33 protein-coding genes are annotated in these 24,480 nt (G+C 55.4%); 28 read left to right on the plus strand and 5 right to left on the minus strand.

Annotated features, from left to right (window positions below):
• Nucleotides 1-144: 144 nt before the first annotated feature.
• Nucleotides 145-1,014, minus strand: a complete 870-nt coding sequence (locus tag FFV09_RS20815; protein WP_141449617.1) for an alpha/beta fold hydrolase — start codon at nucleotides 1,012-1,014, stop codon at nucleotides 145-147.
• A 182-nt stretch (nucleotides 1,015-1,196) separates the two neighbouring features.
• On the opposite strand from FFV09_RS20815, the gene FFV09_RS20820 reads away from it, so the two are divergent.
• The 9 genes from FFV09_RS20820 (at nucleotide 1,197) to FFV09_RS20860 (ending at nucleotide 6,578) form a co-directional block, all read left to right on the plus strand.
• Nucleotides 1,197-1,817 (plus strand): TetR/AcrR family transcriptional regulator, encoded by a 621-nt coding sequence (locus tag FFV09_RS20820; protein ID WP_141449618.1) that lies wholly within the window; start codon nucleotides 1,197-1,199, stop codon nucleotides 1,815-1,817.
• 74 nt (nucleotides 1,818-1,891) lie between these two features.
• Nucleotides 1,892-2,524: a zinc dependent phospholipase C family protein gene (locus FFV09_RS20825; protein WP_141449619.1), complete on the plus strand. Its 633-nt coding sequence runs from the start codon at nucleotides 1,892-1,894 to the stop codon at nucleotides 2,522-2,524.
• Nucleotides 2,524-2,925, plus strand: a complete 402-nt coding sequence (locus tag FFV09_RS20830; protein WP_141449620.1) for a DUF4259 domain-containing protein — start codon at nucleotides 2,524-2,526, stop codon at nucleotides 2,923-2,925. The genes FFV09_RS20825 and FFV09_RS20830 overlap by 1 nt, the downstream gene beginning before the upstream one ends.
• Nucleotides 2,926-3,003: 78 nt before the next feature.
• Nucleotides 3,004-3,594: a hypothetical protein gene (locus FFV09_RS20835; RefSeq protein WP_141449621.1), complete on the plus strand. Its 591-nt coding sequence runs from the start codon at nucleotides 3,004-3,006 to the stop codon at nucleotides 3,592-3,594.
• Between the two features lie 288 nt (nucleotides 3,595-3,882).
• Complete coding sequence (locus tag FFV09_RS20840) at nucleotides 3,883-4,443, plus strand: AAA family ATPase (protein ID WP_141449622.1); 561 nt, start codon at nucleotides 3,883-3,885, stop codon at nucleotides 4,441-4,443.
• A gap of 27 nt (nucleotides 4,444-4,470) precedes the next feature.
• On the plus strand, nucleotides 4,471-4,920 hold the full coding sequence (locus tag FFV09_RS20845) for a DUF1569 domain-containing protein (protein ID WP_141449623.1): 450 nt from the start codon (nucleotides 4,471-4,473) through the stop codon (nucleotides 4,918-4,920).
• A gap of 25 nt (nucleotides 4,921-4,945) precedes the next feature.
• Entirely contained in the window at nucleotides 4,946-5,587 is a 642-nt protein-coding gene (locus FFV09_RS20850; RefSeq protein WP_141449624.1) for an ATP-binding protein, read from the plus strand.
• Complete coding sequence (locus FFV09_RS20855; protein ID WP_141449625.1) at nucleotides 5,584-5,928, plus strand: DUF3139 domain-containing protein; 345 nt, start codon at nucleotides 5,584-5,586, stop codon at nucleotides 5,926-5,928. The genes FFV09_RS20850 and FFV09_RS20855 overlap by 4 nt, the downstream gene beginning before the upstream one ends.
• Nucleotides 5,929-5,942: 14 nt before the next feature.
• Nucleotides 5,943-6,578: a GyrI-like domain-containing protein gene (locus tag FFV09_RS20860; protein ID WP_141449626.1), complete on the plus strand. Its 636-nt coding sequence runs from the start codon at nucleotides 5,943-5,945 to the stop codon at nucleotides 6,576-6,578.
• A gap of 193 nt (nucleotides 6,579-6,771) precedes the next feature.
• Here FFV09_RS20860 and FFV09_RS20865 read toward each other — a convergent pair whose 3' ends face one another.
• Nucleotides 6,772-7,203, minus strand: a complete 432-nt coding sequence (locus FFV09_RS20865) for an SET domain-containing protein (protein ID WP_141449627.1) — start codon at nucleotides 7,201-7,203, stop codon at nucleotides 6,772-6,774.
• A 123-nt stretch (nucleotides 7,204-7,326) separates the two neighbouring features.
• Here FFV09_RS20865 and FFV09_RS20870 point away from each other — a divergent pair, with 123 nt between their 5' ends.
• The 10 genes from FFV09_RS20870 to FFV09_RS20915 all read left to right on the plus strand — a co-directional run bounded on the left by FFV09_RS20870 (nucleotide 7,327) and on the right by FFV09_RS20915 (nucleotide 15,006).
• The gene (locus tag FFV09_RS20870) at nucleotides 7,327-7,848 is read left to right on the plus strand and encodes an AAA family ATPase (protein ID WP_141449628.1); all 522 of its coding nucleotides are present in this window, start codon (nucleotides 7,327-7,329) and stop codon (nucleotides 7,846-7,848) included.
• Nucleotides 7,849-7,996: 148 nt separating this feature from the next.
• Nucleotides 7,997-8,599, plus strand: a complete 603-nt coding sequence (locus FFV09_RS20875; RefSeq protein ID WP_212635449.1) for a P-loop NTPase family protein — start codon at nucleotides 7,997-7,999, stop codon at nucleotides 8,597-8,599.
• 342 nt (nucleotides 8,600-8,941) lie between these two features.
• The gene (locus tag FFV09_RS20880) at nucleotides 8,942-9,265 is read left to right on the plus strand and encodes an ArsR/SmtB family transcription factor (protein WP_141449629.1); all 324 of its coding nucleotides are present in this window, start codon (nucleotides 8,942-8,944) and stop codon (nucleotides 9,263-9,265) included.
• Between the two features lie 45 nt (nucleotides 9,266-9,310).
• Nucleotides 9,311-10,177 carry an aldo/keto reductase gene (locus tag FFV09_RS20885; protein WP_141449630.1) on the plus strand — a complete coding sequence of 289 codons (867 nt, stop codon included), beginning with the start codon at nucleotides 9,311-9,313 and terminating at the stop codon, nucleotides 10,175-10,177.
• Between the two features lie 176 nt (nucleotides 10,178-10,353).
• A complete protein-coding gene (locus tag FFV09_RS20890) occupies nucleotides 10,354-10,632 on the plus strand; it encodes a protein tyrosine phosphatase (protein ID WP_202111977.1) in 279 nt (92 codons plus the stop codon).
• A 335-nt stretch (nucleotides 10,633-10,967) separates the two neighbouring features.
• Nucleotides 10,968-11,156, plus strand: coding sequence for a hypothetical protein (locus FFV09_RS20895; protein ID WP_141449631.1), 189 nt, complete (start codon nucleotides 10,968-10,970; stop codon nucleotides 11,154-11,156).
• 43 nt (nucleotides 11,157-11,199) lie between these two features.
• Nucleotides 11,200-12,276 (plus strand): NAD(P)H-dependent flavin oxidoreductase, encoded by a 1,077-nt coding sequence (locus tag FFV09_RS20900; protein ID WP_141449632.1) that lies wholly within the window; start codon nucleotides 11,200-11,202, stop codon nucleotides 12,274-12,276.
• A 212-nt stretch (nucleotides 12,277-12,488) separates the two neighbouring features.
• Complete coding sequence (locus tag FFV09_RS20905) at nucleotides 12,489-13,376, plus strand: class I SAM-dependent methyltransferase (RefSeq protein ID WP_141449633.1); 888 nt, start codon at nucleotides 12,489-12,491, stop codon at nucleotides 13,374-13,376.
• A gap of 33 nt (nucleotides 13,377-13,409) precedes the next feature.
• Entirely contained in the window at nucleotides 13,410-14,366 is a 957-nt protein-coding gene (locus FFV09_RS20910) for a hypothetical protein (RefSeq protein WP_141449634.1), read from the plus strand.
• Nucleotides 14,367-14,508: 142 nt separating this feature from the next.
• Nucleotides 14,509-15,006, plus strand: a complete 498-nt coding sequence (locus FFV09_RS20915; RefSeq protein ID WP_141449635.1) for a hypothetical protein — start codon at nucleotides 14,509-14,511, stop codon at nucleotides 15,004-15,006.
• A 34-nt stretch (nucleotides 15,007-15,040) separates the two neighbouring features.
• Here FFV09_RS20915 and FFV09_RS20920 read toward each other — a convergent pair whose 3' ends face one another.
• Nucleotides 15,041-15,517 carry a GNAT family N-acetyltransferase gene (locus FFV09_RS20920; RefSeq protein WP_141449636.1) on the minus strand — a complete coding sequence of 159 codons (477 nt, stop codon included), beginning with the start codon at nucleotides 15,515-15,517 and terminating at the stop codon, nucleotides 15,041-15,043.
• A gap of 123 nt (nucleotides 15,518-15,640) precedes the next feature.
• Between FFV09_RS20920 and FFV09_RS20925 the strand changes: the two genes are divergently transcribed.
• From FFV09_RS20925 to FFV09_RS20945, 5 genes are all read left to right on the plus strand, one after another.
• Nucleotides 15,641-16,189, plus strand: coding sequence for a GrpB family protein (locus FFV09_RS20925; RefSeq protein ID WP_141449637.1), 549 nt, complete (start codon nucleotides 15,641-15,643; stop codon nucleotides 16,187-16,189).
• A complete protein-coding gene (locus FFV09_RS20930; protein WP_141449638.1) occupies nucleotides 16,186-16,959 on the plus strand; it encodes an HAD family hydrolase in 774 nt (257 codons plus the stop codon). The genes FFV09_RS20925 and FFV09_RS20930 overlap by 4 nt, the downstream gene beginning before the upstream one ends.
• Before the next feature lie 98 nt (nucleotides 16,960-17,057).
• Nucleotides 17,058-17,411 carry a hypothetical protein gene (locus tag FFV09_RS20935; RefSeq protein WP_141449639.1) on the plus strand — a complete coding sequence of 118 codons (354 nt, stop codon included), beginning with the start codon at nucleotides 17,058-17,060 and terminating at the stop codon, nucleotides 17,409-17,411.
• Nucleotides 17,412-17,449: 38 nt separating this feature from the next.
• Nucleotides 17,450-17,911 (plus strand): DUF6882 domain-containing protein, encoded by a 462-nt coding sequence (locus tag FFV09_RS20940; protein WP_141449640.1) that lies wholly within the window; start codon nucleotides 17,450-17,452, stop codon nucleotides 17,909-17,911.
• Between the two features lie 34 nt (nucleotides 17,912-17,945).
• Nucleotides 17,946-18,869, plus strand: a complete 924-nt coding sequence (locus tag FFV09_RS20945) for a phosphotransferase family protein (protein ID WP_141449641.1) — start codon at nucleotides 17,946-17,948, stop codon at nucleotides 18,867-18,869.
• A 22-nt stretch (nucleotides 18,870-18,891) separates the two neighbouring features.
• Here the strand turns inward: FFV09_RS20945 and FFV09_RS20950 are convergent, their stop codons facing one another.
• Nucleotides 18,892-19,404, minus strand: coding sequence for a TetR/AcrR family transcriptional regulator (locus tag FFV09_RS20950; RefSeq protein WP_141449642.1), 513 nt, complete (start codon nucleotides 19,402-19,404; stop codon nucleotides 18,892-18,894).
• Between the two features lie 118 nt (nucleotides 19,405-19,522).
• On the opposite strand from FFV09_RS20950, the gene FFV09_RS20955 reads away from it, so the two are divergent.
• Nucleotides 19,523-20,503 (plus strand): alpha/beta hydrolase, encoded by a 981-nt coding sequence (locus FFV09_RS20955; protein WP_141449643.1) that lies wholly within the window; start codon nucleotides 19,523-19,525, stop codon nucleotides 20,501-20,503.
• Nucleotides 20,504-20,822: 319 nt separating this feature from the next.
• Here FFV09_RS20955 and FFV09_RS20960 read toward each other — a convergent pair whose 3' ends face one another.
• A complete protein-coding gene (locus tag FFV09_RS20960) occupies nucleotides 20,823-21,509 on the minus strand; it encodes a PDDEXK family nuclease (RefSeq protein ID WP_141449644.1) in 687 nt (228 codons plus the stop codon).
• Between the two features lie 211 nt (nucleotides 21,510-21,720).
• Between FFV09_RS20960 and FFV09_RS20965 the strand changes: the two genes are divergently transcribed.
• The 3 genes from FFV09_RS20965 (at nucleotide 21,721) to FFV09_RS20975 (ending at nucleotide 24,410) form a co-directional block, all read left to right on the plus strand.
• Nucleotides 21,721-22,731 (plus strand): phosphodiester glycosidase family protein, encoded by a 1,011-nt coding sequence (locus FFV09_RS20965; protein WP_141449645.1) that lies wholly within the window; start codon nucleotides 21,721-21,723, stop codon nucleotides 22,729-22,731.
• A gap of 3 nt (nucleotides 22,732-22,734) precedes the next feature.
• Nucleotides 22,735-23,748, plus strand: a complete 1,014-nt coding sequence (locus FFV09_RS20970) for a bifunctional glycosyltransferase family 2/GtrA family protein (RefSeq protein ID WP_141449646.1) — start codon at nucleotides 22,735-22,737, stop codon at nucleotides 23,746-23,748.
• A 161-nt stretch (nucleotides 23,749-23,909) separates the two neighbouring features.
• A complete protein-coding gene (locus FFV09_RS20975; RefSeq protein WP_141449647.1) occupies nucleotides 23,910-24,410 on the plus strand; it encodes a hypothetical protein in 501 nt (166 codons plus the stop codon).
• Nucleotides 24,411-24,480 lie beyond the last annotated feature (70 nt).

Below are 24,480 nucleotides of genomic sequence, written 5' to 3' on the forward strand. Positions count from 1 at the left end.
TGAGTTCGATAGGACATGCACAATTTCTGGATTTACGGCTGCGGCTCCAACCTCTTTTTGACGGGATTCGCAAGAGCTGCGTACAAGAGCATAAACAAACAGATCTGTATGTTTAATAGGTTAAAAATAAATGGATTAAAAAATTCATTGGGCTGCCACCTGAGTATCCAGAAAGTGCAGGATAAGCTTAACGCTAATCTCCAACTCTTCTTCAAGCGGAAAATGCCCCGTATTGAGCAGATGGACGTCCACGTTCCGCAGGTCTTCCATATAGGCCAGAGCGCCTTTGACCCCGAAGAACATATCGTGCCGTCCCCAGGCGACCAGCATTGGCGGTTGGTATTCCCGGAAATAGTCGTGCCAGGTTGGATAGGCCGTCAGATTATTCCGGTAATCGTAGAACAGCGCGAGCTGGATCTCCGCATTGCCGGCCCGGTCCAGATGAATCTGATCATGGTTCCAGTTGTCCGGGCTGATCGATTCGGGATCGCGCGTGCCGTTCACATACTGGTGCCGGGTCGTCTCGATCGACAGCAGGTCGGCGACGCCCTGACGGATCGCGGCATCGTCCGGATTATTCCAGTAGGCGCGAATAGGTGCCCAGCCCGGTTCAAGGCCTGCTTCATAAGCATTGCCGTTCTGGGAAATGATCCCCTGCACCCGCTGCGGATGCATAACGGCCAGACGATAGCCGACGGGAGCGCCGTAATCGTGTACGTACAGACTGTAGCGTTCCAGCTGCAGCTGCTCGGTAAAATCGTGCATCAGTTTGGCCAGATTCTCGAACGTGTACGTAAATTCCTCCGGGGTCGGCTGATCGCTGCTGCCGAATCCCGGATAATCGGGCGCGACGACGTGGTAACGGTCCGCAAGGCGCACGATCAGATTGCGATACATATGCGAGGAAGAAGGAAATCCGTGCAGCAGCAGCACCGTCGGATTGTGGCGGCTGCCGGCTTCCCGGTAGAACAGATTCAAGCCGTTTACTTGTGCATACTTGTGTTGGACGTTCATTGGAATCACCTCGGTATAGGATTTGGATGCGTTAGACTTGCGTTCACCCATACTATACATACAGGTCTGTATAGTTATAAGTGTTTTTTATTTGCAATTCTATTTGTGCGGCTTTACTATACGTATACAGAGCTGTATATGTTGAGGATAAAAGAACTATTTTCGGGAAAGAGGAGCAGTCAATGGCCAACAAAAGCAAAAAAGAACAAATCATTCAGGTCGCTTCGGGGCTGTTCAACCAGCAGGGCATTCGCGCAACCGGAGTCGATCAGGTGGTCGCCGAATCCAAAGTAGCCAAAATGACATTATATAATCATTTTCCGTCCAAAGACGCACTGGTACTGGATTATTTGAAACGGCAGGACGAGCAGTGGATGGCCTGGTTCAAATCTTCGATCGACCGTCGGGGCGGCACGCCGCAGGATCGCCTGCTGGCGATCTACGACGTGTTGGGCGAATGGTTTGCCGAACCGGACTTCACCGGCTGCGCTTTTATCAAAGCGGCTTCGGAATTTTCGGACAGCAGTCATCCGTATCACAAGGCCGCTCACCACTACAAAGTGGAGCTGCGATCCCATATGGAGGCATTGACCGCCCAATGCGAAGTCCGGCAGCCGGAAGCTTTGTCGAACATGCTGTACTTGCTGATGGAAGGGGCGATCACCGCTTACATGCTGGAGAGCGACCTTGAATCGGCCGTGCATGCCCGCGCAGCCGCGGAAGTCCTGCTGGAACGTTTTGCTACTTCACAAGTGTCTGGAAGAGAACAGCCAAGGTCGCAGAGTGACTTTGCTGGCTTATGACGCAGGGCAGCGCTCAAATGCCGTATACCCGGCGAGGCTGCATGTCGGACGGAAAATAGGAAGGAGGAATCGCTATGCCTTGGCCTATGGTTCATCTGGCGATCTCGCAGCGGCTCTATTCGGGAAGTCCCACGCCGGAACTATTGCTGGGAAGTCTGGCCCCGGATGCCGTGCATGTCAGGGGGAACGTCACGCGGGAAGAAAAAGGGATGACGCATCTTGTCCATGCAGGAAAACTGCCCAACCCGCAGCGGATATTCGAGAAGTTCAACGAGTATGTAGAGATGCGGCAGGAACGCGGGTGGAACGATTTTATAATTGGTTACTTTACCCATATTTATACGGATTTGAGATGGACGGAGACGCTATATACCGAGTTTGAACAGCGATATGCCGGAGATCGGATCCGGGAAGTCTACAACACCGAGACCAGCCAACTGGAATTCGAGCTTCAAAAATCGGTCAAGGAAACCGCCGAGATAAAAAGGCAGTTGGCATGTGCCAAAGGGTATACGATCCCGCCTTTCGTGACCGCCGACGAAGTGAAGCGGTATCGGGATCTCAAGTTGGATTGGCTGAACGATCCCGGTAACGAACCTTGTATCCCAAACGTCTATTTTACCGGGGATCAAGTGGAGCGATTCATTACCGATACGACGGCAGAACTCAAAGCGAATTTACAACCCAACAAGAAGGAGCGGATGTAATGGGAGCATGGGGTTACGGCATTTTCGAAAATGACGAGACGATGGATTGGCAGGCCGATCTGGTACGCTCGGAAGGGCTGGACATGCTGAGGGAATCGATCGAGCGTGCGGTTGGGGACGAGGATATGGAGGCGCAGACCGCTTCGATCGCTTTGGGAGCGATTGCCGTACTGGCTGCTCTACAGGAGCAGGCGCTGAACGCGGAATTCGAACATATGGAAGAACTGCAAGCCTGGATCCATCGACATCGCGGAACCGGAACAGAGCTGAACGGCAAAGCCCGGCAGGTCATTCAACAAATATTGGAGCAGTCCGAACTGAAAGAATTGTGGGAAGAAACGGACGAGTATGCAGAATGGGAAAGTACGGTAACGGGATTGGGGGAGCGGCTCGGGGAATGATGGGGTCGGAAATACGGCTGAATTCATCATCGGAGCAAAGCCCTTTTTTTCCAAACCAAAATGGAGGAGGCTGGCTGAATGAAGAATCGTCCTACCCGTCTCAAGCCCCGCCCAGTCGAACATGAAGAACGGCTTATTGTTCAAACACTTACATTCAGATGGGGCAAAGAAGCGAGGGGAGCTCCTTTTTCGACAGCGCGCAATGAGTATGGAAAAGCTTTTCGAATTCCTGATCCGCTGCTCCATTGCGACACGGCTCAGGGACTGCTTTACCAGGAGATTCTTATTCGGCAGGACGCCAAAGGTTTTGAGAAGATCCATGATAGAAGTTCAATCCTGAAGCCCAGCGAAGGGGTTTATAGCGTGCAAGGTATCGAAATACAAAAAACGGATTCCGAATACTTATGCAGCTTTAGATATTCCGAAGAGTGCGGCAAGCCGATCAGGCAGGATCGACGGTATAATCTTTTGGTCGAGAAAGCTTTTGAACTGAAAGCCGGTGAATACGGACGAATGATTTACAACGGAAGACACACTTCAACGTACACGGGGGAGTGGTATTACGAATTACATATGATTAACGTGCTTCCTACGGCAGATCCCAATCCAAACGTGTTCATCGATACGGAACCGGTAAAAGAATACAAGCAGATCGCGATTTTGTTCTAACGCGTGGATCAAACATCCCCCTGTGACGATTCATACGGGAGAAATAACGACGTGAGAGCCGTTATTTTCTGATCCGAGTGCTGCAAGATTATGGATGCGATTAGCGATATGAACCAGTTTTTGGACTGGAATTTGGCTAGGAAGCATCAAGTATAGGAAACGCAAAACAGATACTGGATCAGAAGGACGAGCGAAAGCGTTTATGAAGTGATGTAGCTCACCTATTTTCACTTGTTCATAAGACATATAGAAATAGACTGTACTCAAGCCAGCGAGGAGGCGAAATGCGTGAAGTTCGTTATTATCTTTGGTCCCCAGGCCGTAGGCAAGATGACGGTGGGACAGGCTTTGGCTGCCCAAACCGGGTTGAAGCTTTTTCATAATCATATGTCGATCGATTTCGTATCTTCGTTTTTTGATTACGGTACGCCTGCCGGCAAGCGGTTGGTAAGTCTGATCCGGCAGGAGATTTTTGAAGAAGTGTCCAAAAGCGACCTGGAAGGACTTATCTTTACGTTCGTATGGGCGTTCGACCTTTCAGGCGACCGGGACTACATCGAGCAAATTTCAGATCTTTTTGAATCCAGAGGCGGTATTGTTTATTGGGTAGAGCTGGAAGCGGATCTGGAAGAGCGCAAAAAACGAAACAAGACGGAGAACAGGCTGCTGCATAAGCCGAGCAAACGGGATGTGGCATGGTCGGAGGGCGAATTGGTTAAAACATACGAGCAATATAGATTGAATTCTTTGCCCGGAGAGATTGACAGATCCAACTACATAAAGATCGATAACTTTGGGCGCGAAGCCGATGAGGTAGCCCAAATGATCAGAGAAAGGTTTGATTTGTAAAAAACAATTTTCAGGAGGAGCGATACCATGCAGACGCTGTTCGAGCATTCAACTACCGACGAAGTGATCGCCCGTATCGAACGATTGCATGCCGACTTGCAGCCGCAGTGGGGAGAGATGAATGTGGCCCAGATGTTGGCGCATTGCGCGGCTTTTCAGGACATCGCGGCCGGAATCTCCGGCGCTTCGAGAAGTTGGTTGGGATTTTTCGTCGGACAGCTGGCCAAGCCGGTCTTTTACAACGACCGACCGCTGCCGACAAACATGTCCACCCTGCCGGAGATCCGGATCGCCGACGAAAAATCTTTTGAAGCGGAAAAAGAAAAATTGATCCGAAAACTCCGTACGTTTCAGGCGAACGGACCGCAGGGCTGCACAACGCGGCCGCATCCTTTTTTCGGAAAATTGTCTGCGGAGCAGTGGGGCAAAGGCATGTATAAGCATATCGATCATCATCTTCGGCAGTTCGGCGCATGACCCAACAGATAGAAGGAGCATTCAAATGACGATCATCAGTATCGAAGGAGCCAGCGCGGCGGGCAAGACGACGACTTCCGCGGCTCTCGCGGCGCTCAAGCAGGGATTACATATTCAGGAAGTGGCGATGCTGTGGGCCAAGCCCGAGCCGGCGTACCCGGAATGGTTTTTCGAACGTCAGGCAGACCGGTGGCAAATGGCGCTTGAGCATGAATCGTCGGGGCTTGCGGTCATCGACATCGATTTGTTTCAGCCTTTTTGGTACAACTGGGCGTTCGGTTTCACGTTGTTCGACAGGCAATCGCTGGAGTTTGTCGAAGCTTTCTATAGGCCGCTGATCCAGGCGCGCAAGTTGGGCTTCCCGGATGCCTATTTCGTGCTTCATGCGGAAGAACCCCGGCTGCGCGAGCGAAAAGCGGGCGATTCAACAAGGCTGCGCAGAGGTTTTGAACAGAATATGACGTTTATTGAGCCGCAGCAAAAATATTTTCGCGCACTGAACGGTTTCTGTCCGGGGCTGGTCCATTTTGTCGAGTCGGCCGATGTCCCGGGCACGGTCGCGACGATTGCGGATCAGCTGCCAAGCGGGCAGCAGGCGCACCGTTATTCGCTGGAATTGTTCGATCAGATGGTGGAGTGGCTGCGTACGCATCCGGCCGGCCGATGAAAAAACAGCGCATCATTGCCGCATCCGTTCTGGCCGGACTGATCCTGATCCCCGTGCTGTATGTTCAAGCGAACAAGTGGATCTACGCGCACCGGGTAACGGAGTATCTGCTGCACGAAAAAGCGTATGAGCGGGCAGAAATCAAGTCGATCGAAGGCAAATGGGGAGGCGCACTTCCGCCTTTTTACGTAGTCGTCGAGTTCGTGAACGAGCCGAAAATCGTATACACTTATTTTGCCCACAGCGACGTCAGGCAGGTCCATTATCAGTTAAAAGGCGAAAGAATCGGCGACGGAGTTCCCAGCATGGCTTTGAAAAATCTTGATCAAAAGTTCAATTAGGAGGTACAGCTTCCATGGACCCAAAAATCGATTACAAAAAAGACTACAAAGCGTTCTACCAGCCGAAAACCGTTCCGGAAGTGATCGCGATTCCATCCATGCCTTTCCTGACAATCGAAGGAAGCGGAGATCCCAACGAAGAAGCGTTTGCGCAGGCGACAGGAGCGCTGTACAGTCTGAGCTATGCGGTCCGAATGTCCCATCTGAGCGGCGACGTGCCGGAAGGGTACTATGCCTATACGGTGTTTCCGCTGGAAGGGATCTGGGACCTCGTCGACCATTCGAAGCCTTCGACGGACAAAAGCAATTTGAAGTACAAAATTATGATTCGCCAGCCCGACTTTTTGACGGATGTCGGATTCCAACGCTTTCTGGCGCAGACTGTAAAGAAGAAGCCCAATCCAGCCTTGGAGCGCGTCCGGTTCGAGCGGATCGAAGACGGACCCAGCTGCCAGATGCTGCATGTCGGCCGCTTCGAAGACGAGCCGGCCAGCTTCGCCCGAATGGAACAGTTTTGCGGCGCAAACGGCTGGACGCGTCTGAGTAAACTGCATCGCGAAATCTACCTGTCGGACCCGAGAAAAACGGCGCCGGAAAAAAGAAAAACGGTTCTGCGCTTCCCCGTGGGTCAGACGGTAGAGAAGTCGTAAACACAAAATCGGAACAATAAAACCGGAAGGTATAGGACTTGGAATAGGACGTCGTCTTGGCATGTCCATTTGCGGCCGGGAATCCCTATAGGAAGTCCTATTTCCGGTAAAAGGTACATCAAAAAGCCGGTGCAGAGGGAGAATCTTCCCACCGCGCCGGCTTTTGTTCGTTTGGCTTCCGCGCCAGTACCGCTTATGCTTTTTCCGATTCCGATTCCGATTCCGATTCATCTTCGTCGGAAGCTACATAATCGTCCATAAACCACAGCGGGTCGGTACAATCTTCTTCGCCGTTGTAGTTAATCAGGACCTCTTCGCCCGCCTTGATATCGGTATAGGCGTAGAAGTCGAACGTATGCTTGTCGAAGCTGATCTCGTACGTAGCGTTCGGCGTATAGGAATGGTTGAGCAGGCTGCCGTAGCCGAGCAGGATCGCCGTATGGTTGGCCCCGTATTCGAACACGTAGTCGGCGAGAATCGTTTTCTCGATATGTTCGTGGTCTTCGTTCTCGTAAGCCACGACCGGAGCTTCATGAATGAGTTCGCCTTTGGCAATATCGCGGGTCGCAAAGACGCCGCGCGTAAACTCGCCGCTGCTGAGTTGGGAATGCTTGATTTCGATCATGGAGTCACCTTCGCAATTCTTGGATTGGGTAGATCGGCCCGTGCGGGCGCACCCATTATTGTAGCCCAACCGCCGTCGAACGGCAAGAAATCCGCAACGAACGATCACTGAGGAGGAGTAGGTATGATGATCTGGATAAACGGAGCGTTTGGTTCCGGCAAATCGACGACCGCGGAGGAGCTGCATCGGTGCCTGCCGGATTCGTTCGTCTACGACCCGGAGCAGGCAGGCTATTTCATTCGGCAAAATACGCCCGGCCGCTTGCATCTGCCCGATTTTCAGGACGATCCCCTATGGCGGTCGATCAATGGGTCTCTACTGAGCCGGATCGCCCGCGAATATACCGGGACGATCCTCATCCCGATGACGATCGTTAATCGCGATTATTGGGACGAATTGGTCGGCGGACTGCGCAGGCAGACGATCGATGTGCGTTGTTTTACGCTGTCGGCCAGTCGCGAGACGCTGCTGCAACGGCTGCGCAGTCGGGGAGAAGACGAACATTCCTGGTCGGCGGGCCGGATCGACGAATGTGTGTCCGCCTTATCGGTGTCCGAATTCGGACTTCCTATTGTGACCGACGACCTGTCCCCGGAAGCGGTCGCCGAGAGAATCGCAGCCGAATGCGGCCTGGTTTTGGTCTAAACAGTTGGGAAACACCGAGAGTAAACGTGCAAATCATAAGAGTAAACGTTCATCCGCTGGGAATAAACCTTCAGCTTCGTTCAAGGCATCGGAAAAAAGGGCCGGGAAGCCGATTCCGTATAGGAAGGCCCGGGAAAGAGAGAAAAGCATGCTTAGTGGGACGTATCAACTGGAATGGGAAGAATCAGGAACCTCAGGTAAGCGGAAAATCCGGATCGTCGGTATCGTAGCAAGCGGCAAAACGACTTTAGCCCGGCAGTTATCGGCACATACCGGCATCGACTGGCATGAACTGGACGAAATCGTTCACGCCCGGATCGCGGACGGCAGCCGAAAAAGGACTGCCGAAGAACAGATGGACGCCATTCGGGTAATCGACCATACGGGAGCGTGGATATTCGAAGGCACCGACCGCGACTCCCATGCCGATCTGTACGAGATGGCGGACCTTATTATTTTCCTCGATCCGCCGCTGTGGCAGCGCCGCATTCGTATCGTCAAGCGCTGGATTCGGCAGAATACGGGACGTGAACCTGCGCCGTACAAGCCGGACTTTGCCATGCTGCAAGCGATGTTCCGCTGGACGAATGAATTCGAGCGCGGACGACCGGCGTTCGAAGCGAAGCTTACGCGTTATGGGAAGAAGGTACTGCGGATCACGAACGATACCGGATTGAAGCGGCTGCTGGAAGATAGGGATTTTGTTTTGGAAAAAGAGGTCAACAAGCTGCGGGATATTTGGGGAGAGTAAGCAGTGGGCGACGGACCGGGAGCAGCCGGATGCCTTGACGGAACTGTGCAGCGGAGCGACTTATCGAGGCGAACTGCTGTGCGACGAATGTCTGCCTGAGCATCATCGGTGGGCTTTTTAAGGGAAGCTTTGCAGCGGGAACCGGCAGGTCAGGAGAAGGTACGGCGCTTCGCAGGTACTTCGGTTCTTATACCTATTGTTCCTATACGGGTTAACGCTGTTCGATAGCCGCCGCTTCGGCTGCAATGGTCTCGACTTTGTTTACCAATCCAATTTCCGCGTCGCTTTATGATACGCTGGCTGTAGATCCGGATTCAAAATAGTTCACGAGAGGGGATTGGGATGGAGCAGCAATCGTTATCGGCGGTTGAAGACGGTTTTAGGCAGAATCGGGACGTGATCCTGGCGCTTGGGAACGAGACCCGGCAGGCCATTTTGATTACGCTGCTGCGACAATCGCAGGGCCCAGGCATGCGGGTCGGCGAGATCGAGCGGCATACGCATCTGTCCCGTCCGGCCGTGTCGCATCAACTGAAAGTGCTGAAGGAAGCCGGAATCGTAGACGTGCACCGCGAAGGGACGAGAAATTATTATCGGTTGAACGCGATCGAACGGCTGCAGGCGCTGCGGAATCTGGTCGATTCCATTTTGTCGCAGTGCGAATAAGCGGGATGGACAAGGTATAACGTAACGAGAGAAGGGGCCAAAGCGATGAAGCGCAGCGTAACTGCCGGTAACGGCGTGGAAATTCCCCAAATAGGGTTCGGGATTTACAAAATCAAGCAGGGAGCGGGAGAAGACTTCGACAAAACGATTCTGGCAGCCATTCAAGCCGGTTATCGTCATTTCGATACGGCGCGAATCTATGGGAATGAAGCGGCGCTGGGCAGCGCGATCGATCGCAGCAAGATCCCGCGCGAGCAATTTTTTCTGACTTCCAAAGCCTGGACGACAGAACTCGGATATACGCGTACGCGAAAAGCGTTCGAACAAAGCTGCCGCAAGCTGGGAACGAACGTTTTGGATATGTACCTGATCCATTTCGCAGGCCCGGGTTATGTGGAAGCCTGGAAAGCCATCGAAGAATTGTACGAGGAAGGCCGTATCCGGGTAATTGGCGTTGCAAATTTCGAGATCGAACATTTGGAGCGGCTGATGCAGCAGGCCCAAATTCCGCCGATGCTCAACCAGATCGAGACCCATCCGGAATTTCAGCAAAGTCCGCTGCGCGCTTATATGGAGCGGCATCATATTTTGCACGAAGCGTGGGCACCGTTGGGACAAGGCAGCCGGACGCTTTTGGAAAATAAGGAGTTAACGGCAATCGCAGCGGCCCATGACTGTACGACGGCCCAGATCATTCTCGCTTGGCATTTGCACCGCGGCACGATCGTGATTCCAAAATCGTCCCATCCGGTTCGGATGCGGGAAAATATACAGTCGGTCAATATCGTGTTGACGCCGGGCGAACTGGAACGTATTGCGCAGCTGGATACAAAAACGCGTTATTCGGCGAATCCGACAGGCTTTCAGATTCATCCGCTATTCGTGCAGACGATGAAATGGTTTGTTCGTTGAAGCGCGCGGTACCTGTTGGCCTGGTCGACGCCGCACACGTCAACCGCTTATCCGATCACGAACGAAGAGGCCAACAACGTGCGGGATATTTTGGGCGAGTAAGGAAGGAGGAATCTTTTATCCAACTTTTATTCATATGCAGCCGCAATAAATGGAGAAGCTTGACCGCGGAACATATGTTCAACGCACTGCCGGATTGGGACGTTCGATCCGCCGGCACGGAGAACGGGGCGCGTGTCAAAGTAACCGGAGGCCATATCGGCTGGGCGGATACGATCATGGTGATGGAAAAGCGGCATACCCGGAGGCTCAAAGAAAAGTTCGCCGCAGAACTGCGAGGCAAACGGCTGATCTGTCTCGACATCCCGGACGATTACGGCTACATGGACGAGGAATTGATCGAATTGTTGAAAAACCGGGTAGCGGAACATTTGGAGCTCCCGGCGGATTTTTGAGCGAAAAGGCAGTGAAAAAAGATGCCCAAATAACGGTGATCGGCTCGCCCGGTTCGGGTAAATCGGTCTTTTCGCACAAGCAGTGGATCGTCGACGGCAGTTATACTAAGACGCAGGATATTCGTATCCAAGCGTCCGACAGGGTCATTTTTCCGAATTCGCCTCTGCTGCTATAGGTGTATCGGGTGTTCAAGAGCGGGTGATGTACCGGGGGAAGACCCCGCGTGCTGGAAGCTTTGCAGTGGGAGTAGGCAGGCAGGAGATCGTCATGCTCAGATCGAGTAGGAAGATTGAAGATTTTTTGAAGAAATTATGATGGGAGATAGGAAAAAGAGATGGGGACTACCGAAAAAATCATGGTACAGATCGGTTTTATGCTGATTGTGCTGGTCGTATCGTCAATCGTAATGAAAAGGAAAAAGCGAAGCCGGGAAGAGATCAGACTTGTCGCAGGCATTGCGGTTCTGATGACTGTCGTTCCCCTGCTGGTTAACTATGTCTTCTGGCCGCTGTTCTGGCCTTAATATCGAGAATAAGATCCCGAGAAGATGAAAGCGAGGAAATCCGATGACCTTATCCATGCACACCCGCATTTGCGATCTGTTCGGTATTCGTTATCCGCTCGTGCTGGCCGGCATGGCGGGGATCGCGAATATGGCTCCGCTCGTCTCCGCGGTGTCCGCGGCCGGAGGACTGGGCACGCTCGGAGCCGCTTATCTGAAGCCGGACGAGATTCGCGCAGTCGTTCGCGATATTCGGCAGCTCACCGATCGGCCGTTTGCGGTCAATCTGTTCGCGCCGGGCAAGCCGGACGATTACGAAAATTTCGATATCGTCAACCGGCAGTTGGACGGCATCCGTCGTTCGCTTGGCGTTCCGCATCCGGCGCAGGGCGAGATTCGGACGCCGGATCTGTTCGAGCGGCAGTTCGACGTGCTGCTTGAAGAGCAGGTGCGGATCCTGAGCCTGACGTTCGGGCTGCTGCCGGAGCGGCACAGCCAGCGGGCAAAAGCGGCAGGCATGCGGGTGATCGCGACGGCCACGACGGTGGACGAAGCGATTCAAGCGGAGCAGGCCGGCTGCGACGCGGTCGTTGCCCAGGGCAGCGAAGCGGGCGGCCATCGCGGAACGTTCGATACGACGCTTCGGCGGATGGGCACGAATATCGGCACGATGGCGCTTGTTCCGCAGACCGCGGATGCGGTGCATATTCCGGTCATCGCGGCGGGCGGCCTGATGGACGGCAGAGGGCTTGCCGCTTCGCTGATTCTCGGAGCGTCGGGCGTGCAGATGGGCACGCGCTTTCTTACGTCGGTGGAGTCCGGCGCGCATCCGGCGTACAAACGGGCGCTGCTGGGCAGCACGGAAGAGAGCACGGTGCTGACCGATGCTTTTTCCGGCCGTCCGGCCCGGGGCATTCGGAACGCGTTTATCTCCGAATGGGAAGCCGGGGGGCTCGATCCGCTGCCTTTTCCGACGCAGAATACGCTGACGCGGGATATTCGCAGCGCCGCCGCCCGGCAAAACGACCCGGAGCATATGGCACTCTGGGCGGGACAAGGCACGCGGCTGCTGACGGAACATCTGGCGGCGGCAGAGATCGTGCGGCAGACGATCGAAGAAGCGCGGCGCCTGTTGGGCTGATCCCAGTTGCCGGATACACAAATCTCCGAGGAAGGTTCTGTCTGGCGGCAGAGCCTGTTCGGCGTGCGCAAACAAAGCTTGTGCTTTGCCCATTCATCCGCTATCATGGACATAATGTATCTTTGATAGTTTTTAAGTGGAATGTTTTTTATTGATGGTTTTTATTGTTGACATTTTTATTATTTAAAAAGAGAGGCTTGGGTGAATAGAAGATGAGCACTTTTTTCGACGCGGCAGTGTGGGAAGAGGAATGGCAGGCGTACGGAGACGGCGCGGCGAAGCGGATGCGCAGATCGGGCATCGACCCGGCGACCGCGTTCAACGGCAAAGCGGCGAAGTTCAACGAACAATCGTTTAACGAAGAAGGACGCAGACGCAGCGCAAGAATCGTGAACTGGCTCGCCGGCCGCGGCGTCAAGTTCGACGGCGCGTCGGTGCTGGATATCGGGGCCGCTTCGGGCGTGTTCACGGTACCTTTTGCCGAACGGGGAGCCAAAGTGACCGCTTTCGAATCTTCGCCGCCGCAGGTCGAACTGCTGCAAGCGAACACGGTCCGTTTTACGGAAAACAAGGTCGAGATCGTCTCCGGGCAGTTCGAACAAATCGATATCGAGCAAAAAGGATGGAAGGAAGCGTTCGATCTCGTCTTCGTCTCGATGTGTCCGGTCGTACACGATTGGAACAGCGTCGAGCGAATCTTGAGCTGCGCCCGCCGATTTGCCTATATCAGCATGCCGGTCAGTTCGTCCGAGAACAGCCTGGTCACCGAAGTGACGCCGCTCATTACCGGCCAGCCGTTCCGGGCGAACGTGACGGAGATGGGCTACCTGCTGCATCTGCTGCTGCTCAAAGGGTATGCTTACGAGACGCTCGTCACGAGCGAGCTGAAGACGACCGAACATACGCCCGAAGAAGCGCTGGAAGAAGCGATGATGTGGCTGCGCCACCATAATCTGCCCGCCGACGAGCGCAGCCGCGGTATCGTGCAGGACCATCTCAAGCGCCATTATCCGCCGGATCTCGTTCGGGTGCAGCAGGGCGGACGTTTCGGCAAAGTGTTGATCCGGCTGCAGGACCGGCAGATGTACGTGGAAGAGTAACGGCGTTGAACCGTCGGGACGGAGGGATCGAACATGAATCGTATGCTTCTGAGTTACGGTCTATCCATCATTTCGACTTGTCGAACAGCAAGCGGAGACATCTGGCAGGCGCATTTCGGCGCAGCGGCGATCGGAAGTTATTTTTTCGTTAAAAACAACCGGTTGGATGAACCTACCTCACAGCGGATTTTCGTTCAAGCCGAACAAATGGCGCTGTCCGCGTTGAAGGAAGATGCAGGCTCACACCTCCGGTGCGAAGAGATCGTGAACCCGGTCGAAGCGGAATCAATCTTGCTGCGAGCGTTGGAACGCACGATCGACGGTCTGCACTGGGTCGGTCATCACGTGATTTACAGCGCGGCGAGCCTGTCGGCAATTCGCGAATTGGACGGGTGGGGAGATCGGGAACAGATTGCGGGTATCGCCGATTTGATATGCTCGTTCGACAAAACAATTCCCGGACGTTCGTGGATCGGCTATACCGCGGGGGAAGTCAAACGGTTGACGATCGATCCGGAGGACAAATTCCCGCCGATCCGCACGCCCGAACAGTTGTCGGAATTCGTGCTGGAAGAACTGGATGCTTTTCCGGTCATCTATCGCGCGGAAGCCCATCACGACCTGATCGGCCATCTGCTGACTTTTTCGCATGCGTTGAACGTGCTTTACGATCTCGGCTATCCGGAATTTTTCCGTCGGGGAATGGTTCCGCTGTTCAAACTGGCCAAAGCGCTGCGCGCCAGCCGCTCGATCTCGGCTGGGGAAACGATCAAGCTGGTGTCTCCCGTGGATCGGCTGCCGCTGCAACAAGCGAACCGAAATCCAAAATTGCCGGTCGAAAGCGAATTTTGGAACGAGGATTATGGAAAAAGCGATTGGGATTTCGGCCATGTGTTCAAGTTTTCGCACAGCTTTTACGATCATCTCGCGCGCGTGCACACGAAGAAGCCGTCTTATGTGGAAGCTTTTCGATACATCCTCGTTCAATAAACGTATAGGAAGGCGCAAGCGCGCAAAAAACCGGCAGATCGGTTCTTCGGAATCGGTCTGCCGGTTTTTGGTTCGCGGTTGGAGTGCAGGGAAGAACAGGGTATACTGGACAGAACAGAAATTTGGAAATGGGTGAATACGCATGAACGATGCACGCAGACGTCTGCTCTATCTGGGACTGGGCGAGTGGGCCGCCGGCTTTTGCTTTGTCTTCCTGTTCGCGGCCTGGCAGCACGAGTTGTCTGTCGGAACAGCCGCCCAATGGGCGCTGGCGCTGCTCGTCTTCGTGCTGGGGCAGGGCGGGACGTATTGGCTGATCCGGTACCGGTCGCTTTCGCGGCGAGAGCCGATCGGCCGGAATGTCGTTAACTTGTTCACCGGACTGCAATACATAGACCGGCTGCTGCTGCTGGGCGTTCCGGTCGCGATCCTCGCTGCGTATGAAGGAACGCCGGACCTTTTGTTCGCGATCGCCTGTTATCTTTTCGCTGCGGCCGAGTACGTCAATTATTATGAATTCCGATTGAGTTACGGCAAATCGGGCTTCAACGTCAAAAAACTGCGGAATACCGGGCTCAGACGATCCAGCCTGTATCGCTTGCTGCGCAAAGAGCGGTCCAAAAATCCTTATCGGGGATAAGAAGGAGCAGACATCGGGCCTGATCCTTCTGGCGTCACAGCTTCAGCACCGTGATCGGCTCGCCGTCGGTGAATTCGCCGTTGCCTTGGAAGCCGAAACTTTCGTACAGCCGCTTGGCATGGACATTGTCGGCTTCGTACGGAATCCAGCAGTAGGTCGCCGGTCCGGCGGGGAACGTACGGATGAACTTCAAAATTTCCGTCATCGCTTCCCGGCCGTAGCCGCGGTTCTGGAACTTTTTGTCGATCATTAATCGCATGATGCAGTAACTGTCGTCCACGATGGACGGAAGTTCGTAACCGGTGTCGCCGTGAATGATCATGACGAATCCGACCGGCTCTTCGTCCGCGTAGATCGCCAGCGGAAACGGACGGCTGCCGTTGGTGAGCAGCACGTAGCAGGACGCGACGCTGGACAGATTCGAGGCGACGTAGCTTTGTTGATGGTCTTCGACTTCCAGATTGAAAATGGCGCGCCGGTTATCCAACGTGATTTTGCGCAGAGTGATCATGAAAGAGGCTCCTTTTTTCCGTTTTTGATTGTGATTGTACTTTCCGTAGGATGAACAGATCGCGGGCGTATAAAGTTTCATCTTTTTCCAAAAATAAAATCCGACGAAGGAGCGACAAACTCGATGAGCGAACCCCAAAACGATTGGCCGATCTGGGCGACGGAAGCGGTAGAGATCAAGCCGGGCGACGAGACCTGGGCGGCAAAAGGGCAAGCGGAGGCGGAGCATCTGCATCGGCTGCTGTCTCCGTACGGCGTACGCGAGATCGAACATATCGGCAGCACGTCGATCCCCGGCCTGCCGGCCAAGCCGATTCTCGATCTGATGGCGAAAATTCCGTCCTACGACGAACTGGAAGCCGTGATCGCGCGTTTACAACAAGAAGACTGGCATTACGTGCCGCTTGCGCTGGACGGTCATGAATGGCGGCGATTTTTCGTCAAAGTGGAGAACGATCGGCGCAAATGCCATCTGCATCTGATGCGGGAGCACGAAGCGCGCTGGGACGTCCAGCTGCGCTTCCGGGACCTTATGCGGCATCAGCCGGAGTCGGTCCGGCAGTATGCCCGGCTGAAACGGGACCTGGCCGAGCGCTACACGGACGACCGGGAAGCGTATACGCGTGCGAAAAGCGAGTTTATCGAGAGCGTGCTGGAAGGAGGTCATCGATGAAGTACGTCAGCTCGAGAATCGAATCATTCAACTTGAAAAGAAAAGAGGGAACTGATGTCAACTCCTTTTTCGATGCTGACGATTCAGTCCCGGCCATGATCCGCGGCATCCTGTTCGATCTGGACGGAACGCTGCTGGATCGGGAACGATCGCTGCGCGCTTTTCTGCACGATCAATATGCGCGAATGCCGGACATGCATACGCTGCCGCGGCACGTTTTTACGGAACGGTTCGTGGCATTGGACCAACACGGCTACGTGTGGAAAGACGTCGTCTACGGCCGACTGATCGAAGAAACGGGCTGGAAGCTGAGCGCGGAACAACTGCTGGAAGATTACATCAGCGGGTTCGGCCGGCATTGTATTGGGTTTCCGAACCTGATTCCGATGCTGGACAAGCTGCGGAGTCTGAATCTGCGGCTTGGCATCGTCTCGAACGGATTTACGAATGTTCAGCGGGCGAATATCGAAGGGCTCGGCATCGTGGATTATTGGGACGAGATTCTGATTTCCGAAGCCGAAGGACTGCGCAAGCCCGATCCCGCGTTGTTTGGCCGGGCGTTGGAGCGGTTGGGGCTGCACCCCGGCGAAGCGGCTTTTGTCGGCGACCATCCGGCGAACGATATCGAAGCTAGCGTGAGGGTGGGTATAGTCGGCTTGTGGAAAAGAAACGACGTCTACGATCCTCCGACCTGCCCCCATATGGCGATCGAAGATCTGAGGCAGGTCGCGGCGTGGGCCGAATCCGAACAAGCGGGGTCTTTTCTATAAAGGAACAAGATCGGTTATACTGGAGCATGACACGCCAACGCACGGACAACAAGACGATCGCCAGGCTCCGGTTGCGGCAAGGTTACGAGGAGGCAAGGATGAAAGATTACATTATTTCTTACAGCAAACGGGAGCGTTACGCGGAGATCGATTACGATCGTTCCGAACAGTTTGAACATTATTTTTGCGGGTTCGTGCTTCAGAATGCGCTGCCGGAACGATTGAGCTGGCTCATTCGGGAACGCCAGGAGCTGATCCGCCAAGTCGTGCTGACGCTGCTCGACGACGTGGAAGAAGAGATTCAAACGTACGATCTGCGGCTGGAAAAATCGGGCGAGCGGGTCTTCGACGTGTCGCTCTCGGGCGACGAACTGACGTTCTTCACCCGCTACGCCGTCGGTGACGAATTTCTCGATACGTATCCCGGCGACGAGTCGTCGGCGCGGGGCTGACGGCCGTCTTTTACGACAAACCCCCAAAAGGAGAACTCATGATACGCGAACAATTCGAACAGTTTCTCGGCAAGGCCCGGCAGGAGTTGGAAAACAAGCAGCAGAAGTTTATCGCGGAGTCGGACGTAAGCGGCTATAAAGAATACTGGATCGATATTCCCGGAAGCCGGCTCGAATTCATCGAAGGACAGCAGGCCAAAATTTCGTACGAAGCGATCTGCATCGGAAGCTGGTCGCAGGCCAAAGGCAGCTGGATGTGGGCTTGGGCGCACGACAGTTTCCCCGAACCGGTGCGCCGCCAATCGGCCCGCCTGCGGGAGCTGTACGAGATAACGGGCAGCCCTGTTTTTGCGGAAAAAGAAGTTCCGTGCAACGAACCCGGCGCGCTCGAACTGACCGCGATGTCGATCCATCATCTGGATGCGATCGGCATGTACCGGATTCCGGGCGAGCAGGCGTATCTGTACGTCGCGGTAATGCGCAAGATCGAATCCCAATAACGAACGACCACGACCCCACTACAGGAGGCTTCCTATGACCGAATCCCGCTTCGAATCCCGTATTCGCAGGCTTGCGGCCGAGACGCTGGGCAGCGAGCCGCAGGACTTCCGGCGCATGACGTTCGGCCACCGCAACGTTGTCTACCGCGCCAAGTCGGACGATCGTTCGATCATCCTGCGCACGAACGAAGACTTTGCCGTCATGCGCGGCACCGCCGCCAATATGGAAGATCTGCGCGAACTGGGCATTCCGATGCCGCGCCTGCTGGCGTTCGATACCGAAGGCGGCAGCTATCCGTTCGCTTATATGGTGCTCGAAGAAATTCCGGGCCGCGATCTGCGCGACGAACTGGAAGACATGACGCAGGCGCAGATGACGGCCGTCGCGGAGCGCATCGCAGCGTATCAGAAGCAGGCGGCGCGCCTGCCCCGGGGAGCGGGATACGGCTGGGTGCCGATCGGCCACGCCGGTCCGTTCCAGACTTGGCCGGACCTGATACGCGCCGACCGGGAGAATCATTTCCGCGATAGCGCGGAGATCGTCGGCGAGCAGCGGCTGGCCAGGCTGGACGAGCGGCTTGAACGGCTTGCGGTTTACTTGGCGGCGGTCGAACCGGTCTGTTTTCTCGACGATCTGACGATCAAAAACGTCATCGTGGAGCAGGGCGAGCTGCGCGGCATCGTCGACTTCGACGTCGTGTGCTACGGCGATCCGCTGTATTGGATTGCGCTGACGCAGACGGCGATCGTGTGCGACGTCGGCGAGCACCGCCTCTTCTACGCGGACGAGCTGTGCCGGGCGATGGATCTGGACGAGGCGCAGCGGGAGATCGTGAACGTGTACGCCGCGCTGTTCGCCGGATCGTTCCTTGAGACGTGCCGGGCGAACGGTGACGCGGAAGCGGAGCGGAGACTGCTGGATCAGCTGGACGATTGGCTGGAAAAGCGAGACGTCTGAACGATTTGTTCAGGCGTCTTTTTTATGGAAAATGGACGGTCTCCAGACAGATCTCAACCAGCGCGTCGATCGGTTCTTCGCAGTTGTGCCGCACCCAATAGAAGCAAATATTCGACAGCATACCGATAAACCCGAGCAGTTTGAGCGGAGAGACCGCGGTAGAGGACGTTCTTTTGAGATAAAAGCGGTTGGTGCGGTGAATCATTCCGAGATAAGGATCGTTCAGGATCAGGAGGCGGATATACGTTTTGTACTCGCGAATGACCGTAAACAGCCGGGTGAGAAACAGCCGTTTGTTGGAAGCGGTCAGGCGAGAAGGCGTATGCTCGGCGATCGTCTGCAAAAAAGCGTCATAGAGCTGGATCAAAATATCTTCTTTGGACTCGAAATGGCGGTAATAGGTCATTCTCGATACGCCGGCTTTGCCGATAATGTCTTGGATCGAGATCCGTTCCCACGCGCGTTCTTCGAGCAGCTGCAGAAAAGCTTCCTGAATCGACGCTTTGGACAGCTGTTTCAATTGTTCGTTGCCCATGTGTGACACTTCCTTTCCTTTTGTACCACCCGGCCGGAATGCTATGGGGTTACAGAGTTTGAGGTGTTATGATTGTAACATCTTGAAACAGTAAACCAAACCCAAGGAAGTGGAAACGATGAGAAAAAGAACGTTTTTCGCCCTGGCGATCGCTGCGGCGGTCGGAGCGACGGCCGTAAGCGCGATCTATGTCAATAAAGTCGAACACCAATCGCTGCGCAGCAAAGCGTTGGCCGGACTGATTCAGGCAAGCGGCACCAAAAAAAGATTTTCTTCGGAACAGTCGATGGAGGCAAGCCTGCGGGACGTCGAAGACTCGCGAGATTACCGACTGCCGCGCAAAGATTACAAAAGCAAAGTCGAGCTGGAACGGTACGAAGGCATTCCCGTGTATACGTTCAATGCCCGGCCGGATCGCGGTCAAAAAACGGTGCTGTATCTCCATGGAGGAGCGTGGGTGTACCAGCCGACGTCGTTCCATTGGGCTTTTATCGACAAGCTGGCGCAGGCGACGGATGCGAAAGTGATCGTGCCGATCTATCCCAAAGCGCCGAACCATACGTATGCGGAGACGTTCGACCTGCTGCATGAGCTGTATCGCTCGGTGCTGGAGCACGTCGAAGATCCCGCGCGGGTGACGATAATGGGCGATTCGGCTGGCGGCAATATTTCTCTGCTGCTGGGACAGCGCCTCGTCGATTGGAATCTTCCCCAGCCGGGACGCTTCATCGTGTTCTCGCCTACGCTGGATTTGTCTTTTACAAATCCGGCTATTGCGGACTATGCGCGGCGAGACCCGATGCTGGCTGTTCCGGGTGCGCGTTACGCGGCTTCCCTATGGGCCGGCGGCGAACCGCTGGACAGCCCGCTGTTGTCTCCGCTGTATGGCGATTTTGCCTCGATGGCTCCGGTGACGATGTTCGTCGGCACTTACGAAGGCGGCTATCCCGACAGCGCGAAGTGGGACGCGGCGCTGACGGGACAGAGCATCGAACATCGCTTCTACGCGTATCCGAAAATGATTCACGTCTTCCCGTTGTATCCGATTCCCGAAGCGGAGCAGGCTTTTGCGCAGATTGTTGAAGCGATGCACGGATGATGGACCGAATGCACGGATGATGAACCGAATGAACGGATGATGAACCGAATGTTGACTTTTGATTCATATTTCGCGAATAGATGATCTCTTTTTGCCGAAAAGCTGACTTGATATCAACAAATTCTTCTGCTGCGGACGATTTTGGACCGGATTGAGGAGAATTGTTGATCGGAAGTCAGCTTTTTTGATTTTGGAAAAGAAAAAGACGCGAAATGTTGACTTCCGGTGCACATTGGCGTCCGGGTGCGGCTTCAATCCTCAAGCTGTGCTTGTAAGCGGCTGCTTCTTGGCCCAGTTTACCAGCTTATCCCGGTCTAGCTTACGAGCGCAGCAAAGCCTCCGGGAAGCTGCCGGTCGTCTCGTATTTGCACATATACGTCCCGCCCGAGATCGGGCGCAGCAGGTTGTGCCGCACAAGGCTGTTCAGCACGCCGCGCGCTTTGCGGTGACAGAAGCCGTAGCGGTCCCGCAGGTCTTTGGGACGGATCTCCTGCCCCAGACTCCAGGCCAGGCGCAGGACGTCTTTCTCTTCCGGGGACAGCCGGGAAGGAGATGCGGCGGAAGCCGTTCCCGTCAAAGGCCCGAGGCTCAGCTGCAGCAGCATCCGGCAAACTTCCAGGCGGTCCCGAATATCGTCGAAAGAGAAATGCAGCATTTTCCAACCCATGCCGGTCAGAAAAGAATCGCGGTTCAGCGCGTGGCTGAATTTTTCGCGATCCATGTCTTTGATATGGCTTTGGAAGCCGTCGCATTCGATTCCGATCCGTGCGCCGCCGCGCGGCAGAAAAGCAAAATCCAAAAACTGCGAGCGGCGGTTCCAGTCCTGCACTTCGTATTCAGGATGCAAATCGTCGAAGCGGCCGAGCAGCGGCCACCAAATATGGCGCAGAAAAAGTTTCTCCGCATATTGATGCCCGCGCTCCAGCCGTCCCCGGCGTTCGCCGGAGCGGGCTTCGAGGTGCTGTTTTACAAAGCGCTCATGCGCAGCTTCGAATTCTTTGGACATAGGAACGTCTCCTTCCAAGTAAAAGCACTAAATAAACGCAAAAACGCCCTTACGGCAGGAGCCGGAAAGGACGTTCTTCGTCGCTTGCTTATCTACGATTGGCACAAGTATAGCATGAAGCGGCGTCCGGCGACGTCTTTTTCTTTTCAGATTCATTTAAGCCGCCTCTTCTATCATAAGCTCATCCCAGCACACGAAGAGGTGAGTTTCCATGACAAATACAAACCGAAACGACAAACGACCGGCCGTATCCCGATCTTTTTTGAGACGCAAAGGGCTTATTGTCATGCTGGTCCTGCTCGTCACCGTCGGATCGATCCTGTATGCGTTGGCCGACCGCTATCTGATTCCCCATGTCGAAGCGGTCGTGACGGACGCGCCGGTCACGGCCGCGGGCAGCGGAGCTGCCGGAGTAACCCAGGCAGCATCAGCGGCCGAGACCGGAACCAACACCGGAACCGAAGCGGCCGCCGACGATTGGAGCTACAGCAGCGACGACGTGGACATCCGCATCAAGCAGGTGGTGACCGGCTCGGGCGCGGATCAAATTACGTATTACGTCGCCGACGTGGTGCTTCAGGACGCGGCCGACCTCAAGTCGGCGCTGGCGCGTAACAGCTTCGGCACGAACATTACGGACAAGACGTCGAATATCGCGGCGGATGCCGGCGCGATTCTCGCGATCAACGGCGATTATTACGGATTCCGCGACGACGGCGTCATTATTCGCAACGGCACGCTGTACCGCGACGAACCGGCCCGAGATGCGGTGGCGCTGATGAACGACGGAACGATGCGGACGTACGACGAGACGGTCACGTCTTCGTCCGAACTGATCGAATCCGGCGTGCTCCAGACGCTGTCGTTCGGCCCGATCCTCGTGCAAAACGGCGAGATCGCCGGCGATTTCGACAGCGTCAGCATCGACCGCAACTTCGGCAACCGGTCGATCCAAGACGCCAATCCGCGTACGGCGATCGGCATGGTCTCGGCCAACCATTACGTATTCGTGGTCGTTGACGGGCGTTCGGACGAGAGCCGCGGCATGACGCTTGACGAACTGGCGGCGGTCATGCGGGATCTCGGCGCGACCGAAGCGTACAATCTCGACGGCGGCGGTTCCTCGACGATGTATTTCCGGGGACGGGTCGTCAACAATCCGCAGGGCGAACACAAAGAACGCGGCGTCAGCGATATTCTGTACGTCGGCGAGGGGGAATAAGCCATGACCGTGCTCATTCCAGCCTACGAACCCGACGTCCGCCTGCTGAACCTGATTCTCAAGCTCCAGCAGTACGGCCTCGGCCCGATCGTGATCGTCGACGACGGCAGCGGCCCGGCTTATCGCGGCCTGTTCGAGAGCGCCCGGGCCTACGGCTGCACGGTGCTTACGCATCCCCGCAATCTCGGCAAAGGCCGCGCGCTCAAGACCGGCTTCCGGCATATCCGCAGCTGGGATTCGCGTGAAGGCGTCGTCTGCGCCGATAGCGACGGCCAGCATCTGCCGGACGATATCCGGGCGGTCGCCGAAGAACTGCGCCGCCGGCCGTTCGGCAGCCTGGTGCTCGGCAGCCGCCGATTCACGGGCAAAGTGCCGCTGCGCAGTCGCTTCGGCAACAGCGTCACCCGCGGCGTGTTCGCGATCGCGACCGGCGGCAAAGTGCGCGATACGCAGACCGGGCTGCGCGCTTTTCCATACGAGATGCTGGACTGGCTCTGCGACGTGCCCGGCGAACGGTTCGAATACGAGATGAACATGCTGCTGGCGGCGCGCCGGGAAGGGTACGTCATACGCGAAGTGACCATCGAGACCGTCTATTTGGAAGCAAATAAATCGTCCCATTTTCGCCCGTTGGCCGATTCGCTGCGTATCTATGTGCCGATCTTCGCGTTCGGCGCGTCGTCCGCCGCTTCGGCGCTGATCGATTTCCTGCTGCTGTTCGTGCTTCAGTCGCTGACGCACCATCTGTTCTTCTCGGTCGCCGCCGCGAGGCTGTGCAGCTCGGTCTTCAACTACACGGTGAACCGCAAATACGTGTTCGGCGGCCCGAATGCGGCGCAGGTGCGCAGATCGCTGCCCAAATATTTCTTGCTCGCCCTGTTGGTGCTGCTGCTTAATTACGGGCTGCTCTATTTCTACAACGAACAGCTGATTCTGCCGCTTGTGGTGGCGAAGATTCTGACCGAAGCGTCGATCTTCGCGTTCAGCTTCTGGATGCAGCGGCGGTTCGTGTATTGAGCGCGGATTACAGGCACGCGAAGGCAGACGAAGGCAGGCAAGCTTGTTCGGTCTTGGATCGAACAAGCTTTTTTTGTTTGATTTGACGGGTTGACCGAACGACTTGGCGGGCAGCGCGTTTATACAGAGAAGGATCAAACCGCAGACAGGAGAGAATCAGTATGCCCAAAAAAATTCAAGTTACCTTCATCGCGCTCTGCACCGTCATGACGTTGGCCGCTTGCGCCGATCGACCGGAGGCCGCCGCGCCGCCGGCGACCTCTTCGGCCGCTCCCGCCGCGTCCGCCGCGCCGCAGCCGGAGCAAACGGCTGCGCCGGCCATGACGACCGGAGTGGAGATCGACTGGGAAGATATCGACAGCCCGCTGTGGGAAGAGGACATGCGCGGACCGCTGGAAGCCGCCCTGCACGCGATCGTCGACAAAGACGCCAAAGCGCTGAACGGGGCGCTGTCCCCCGATGCGGCGGGCATTTTCGAGTACATGCTGGAGAACGACTACAAGTTCGAAGAAATCGATGACGTGCACGCAGAAGCCGGAAGAGTGCTCGTTCCGGTAGGGAGCGAACTTGCGTTGAACGGCGAAACGCCCAGAGAGGTTGAAGTTACGTTCTATTTCGAGCAGGATGGAGCCGGGATATGGCGAATAGTTTCTATAGATTAGATGGAAGCGAGATGGAAGCAAAACCGGTGTGAACGAAAAAGAGTACCGGACAAGACTGAGCGTAATAACA

Origin of the sequence: Saccharibacillus brassicae, assembly GCF_006542275.1 — a bacterium.
Taxonomy (GTDB): domain Bacteria; phylum Bacillota; class Bacilli; order Paenibacillales; family Paenibacillaceae; genus Saccharibacillus; species Saccharibacillus brassicae.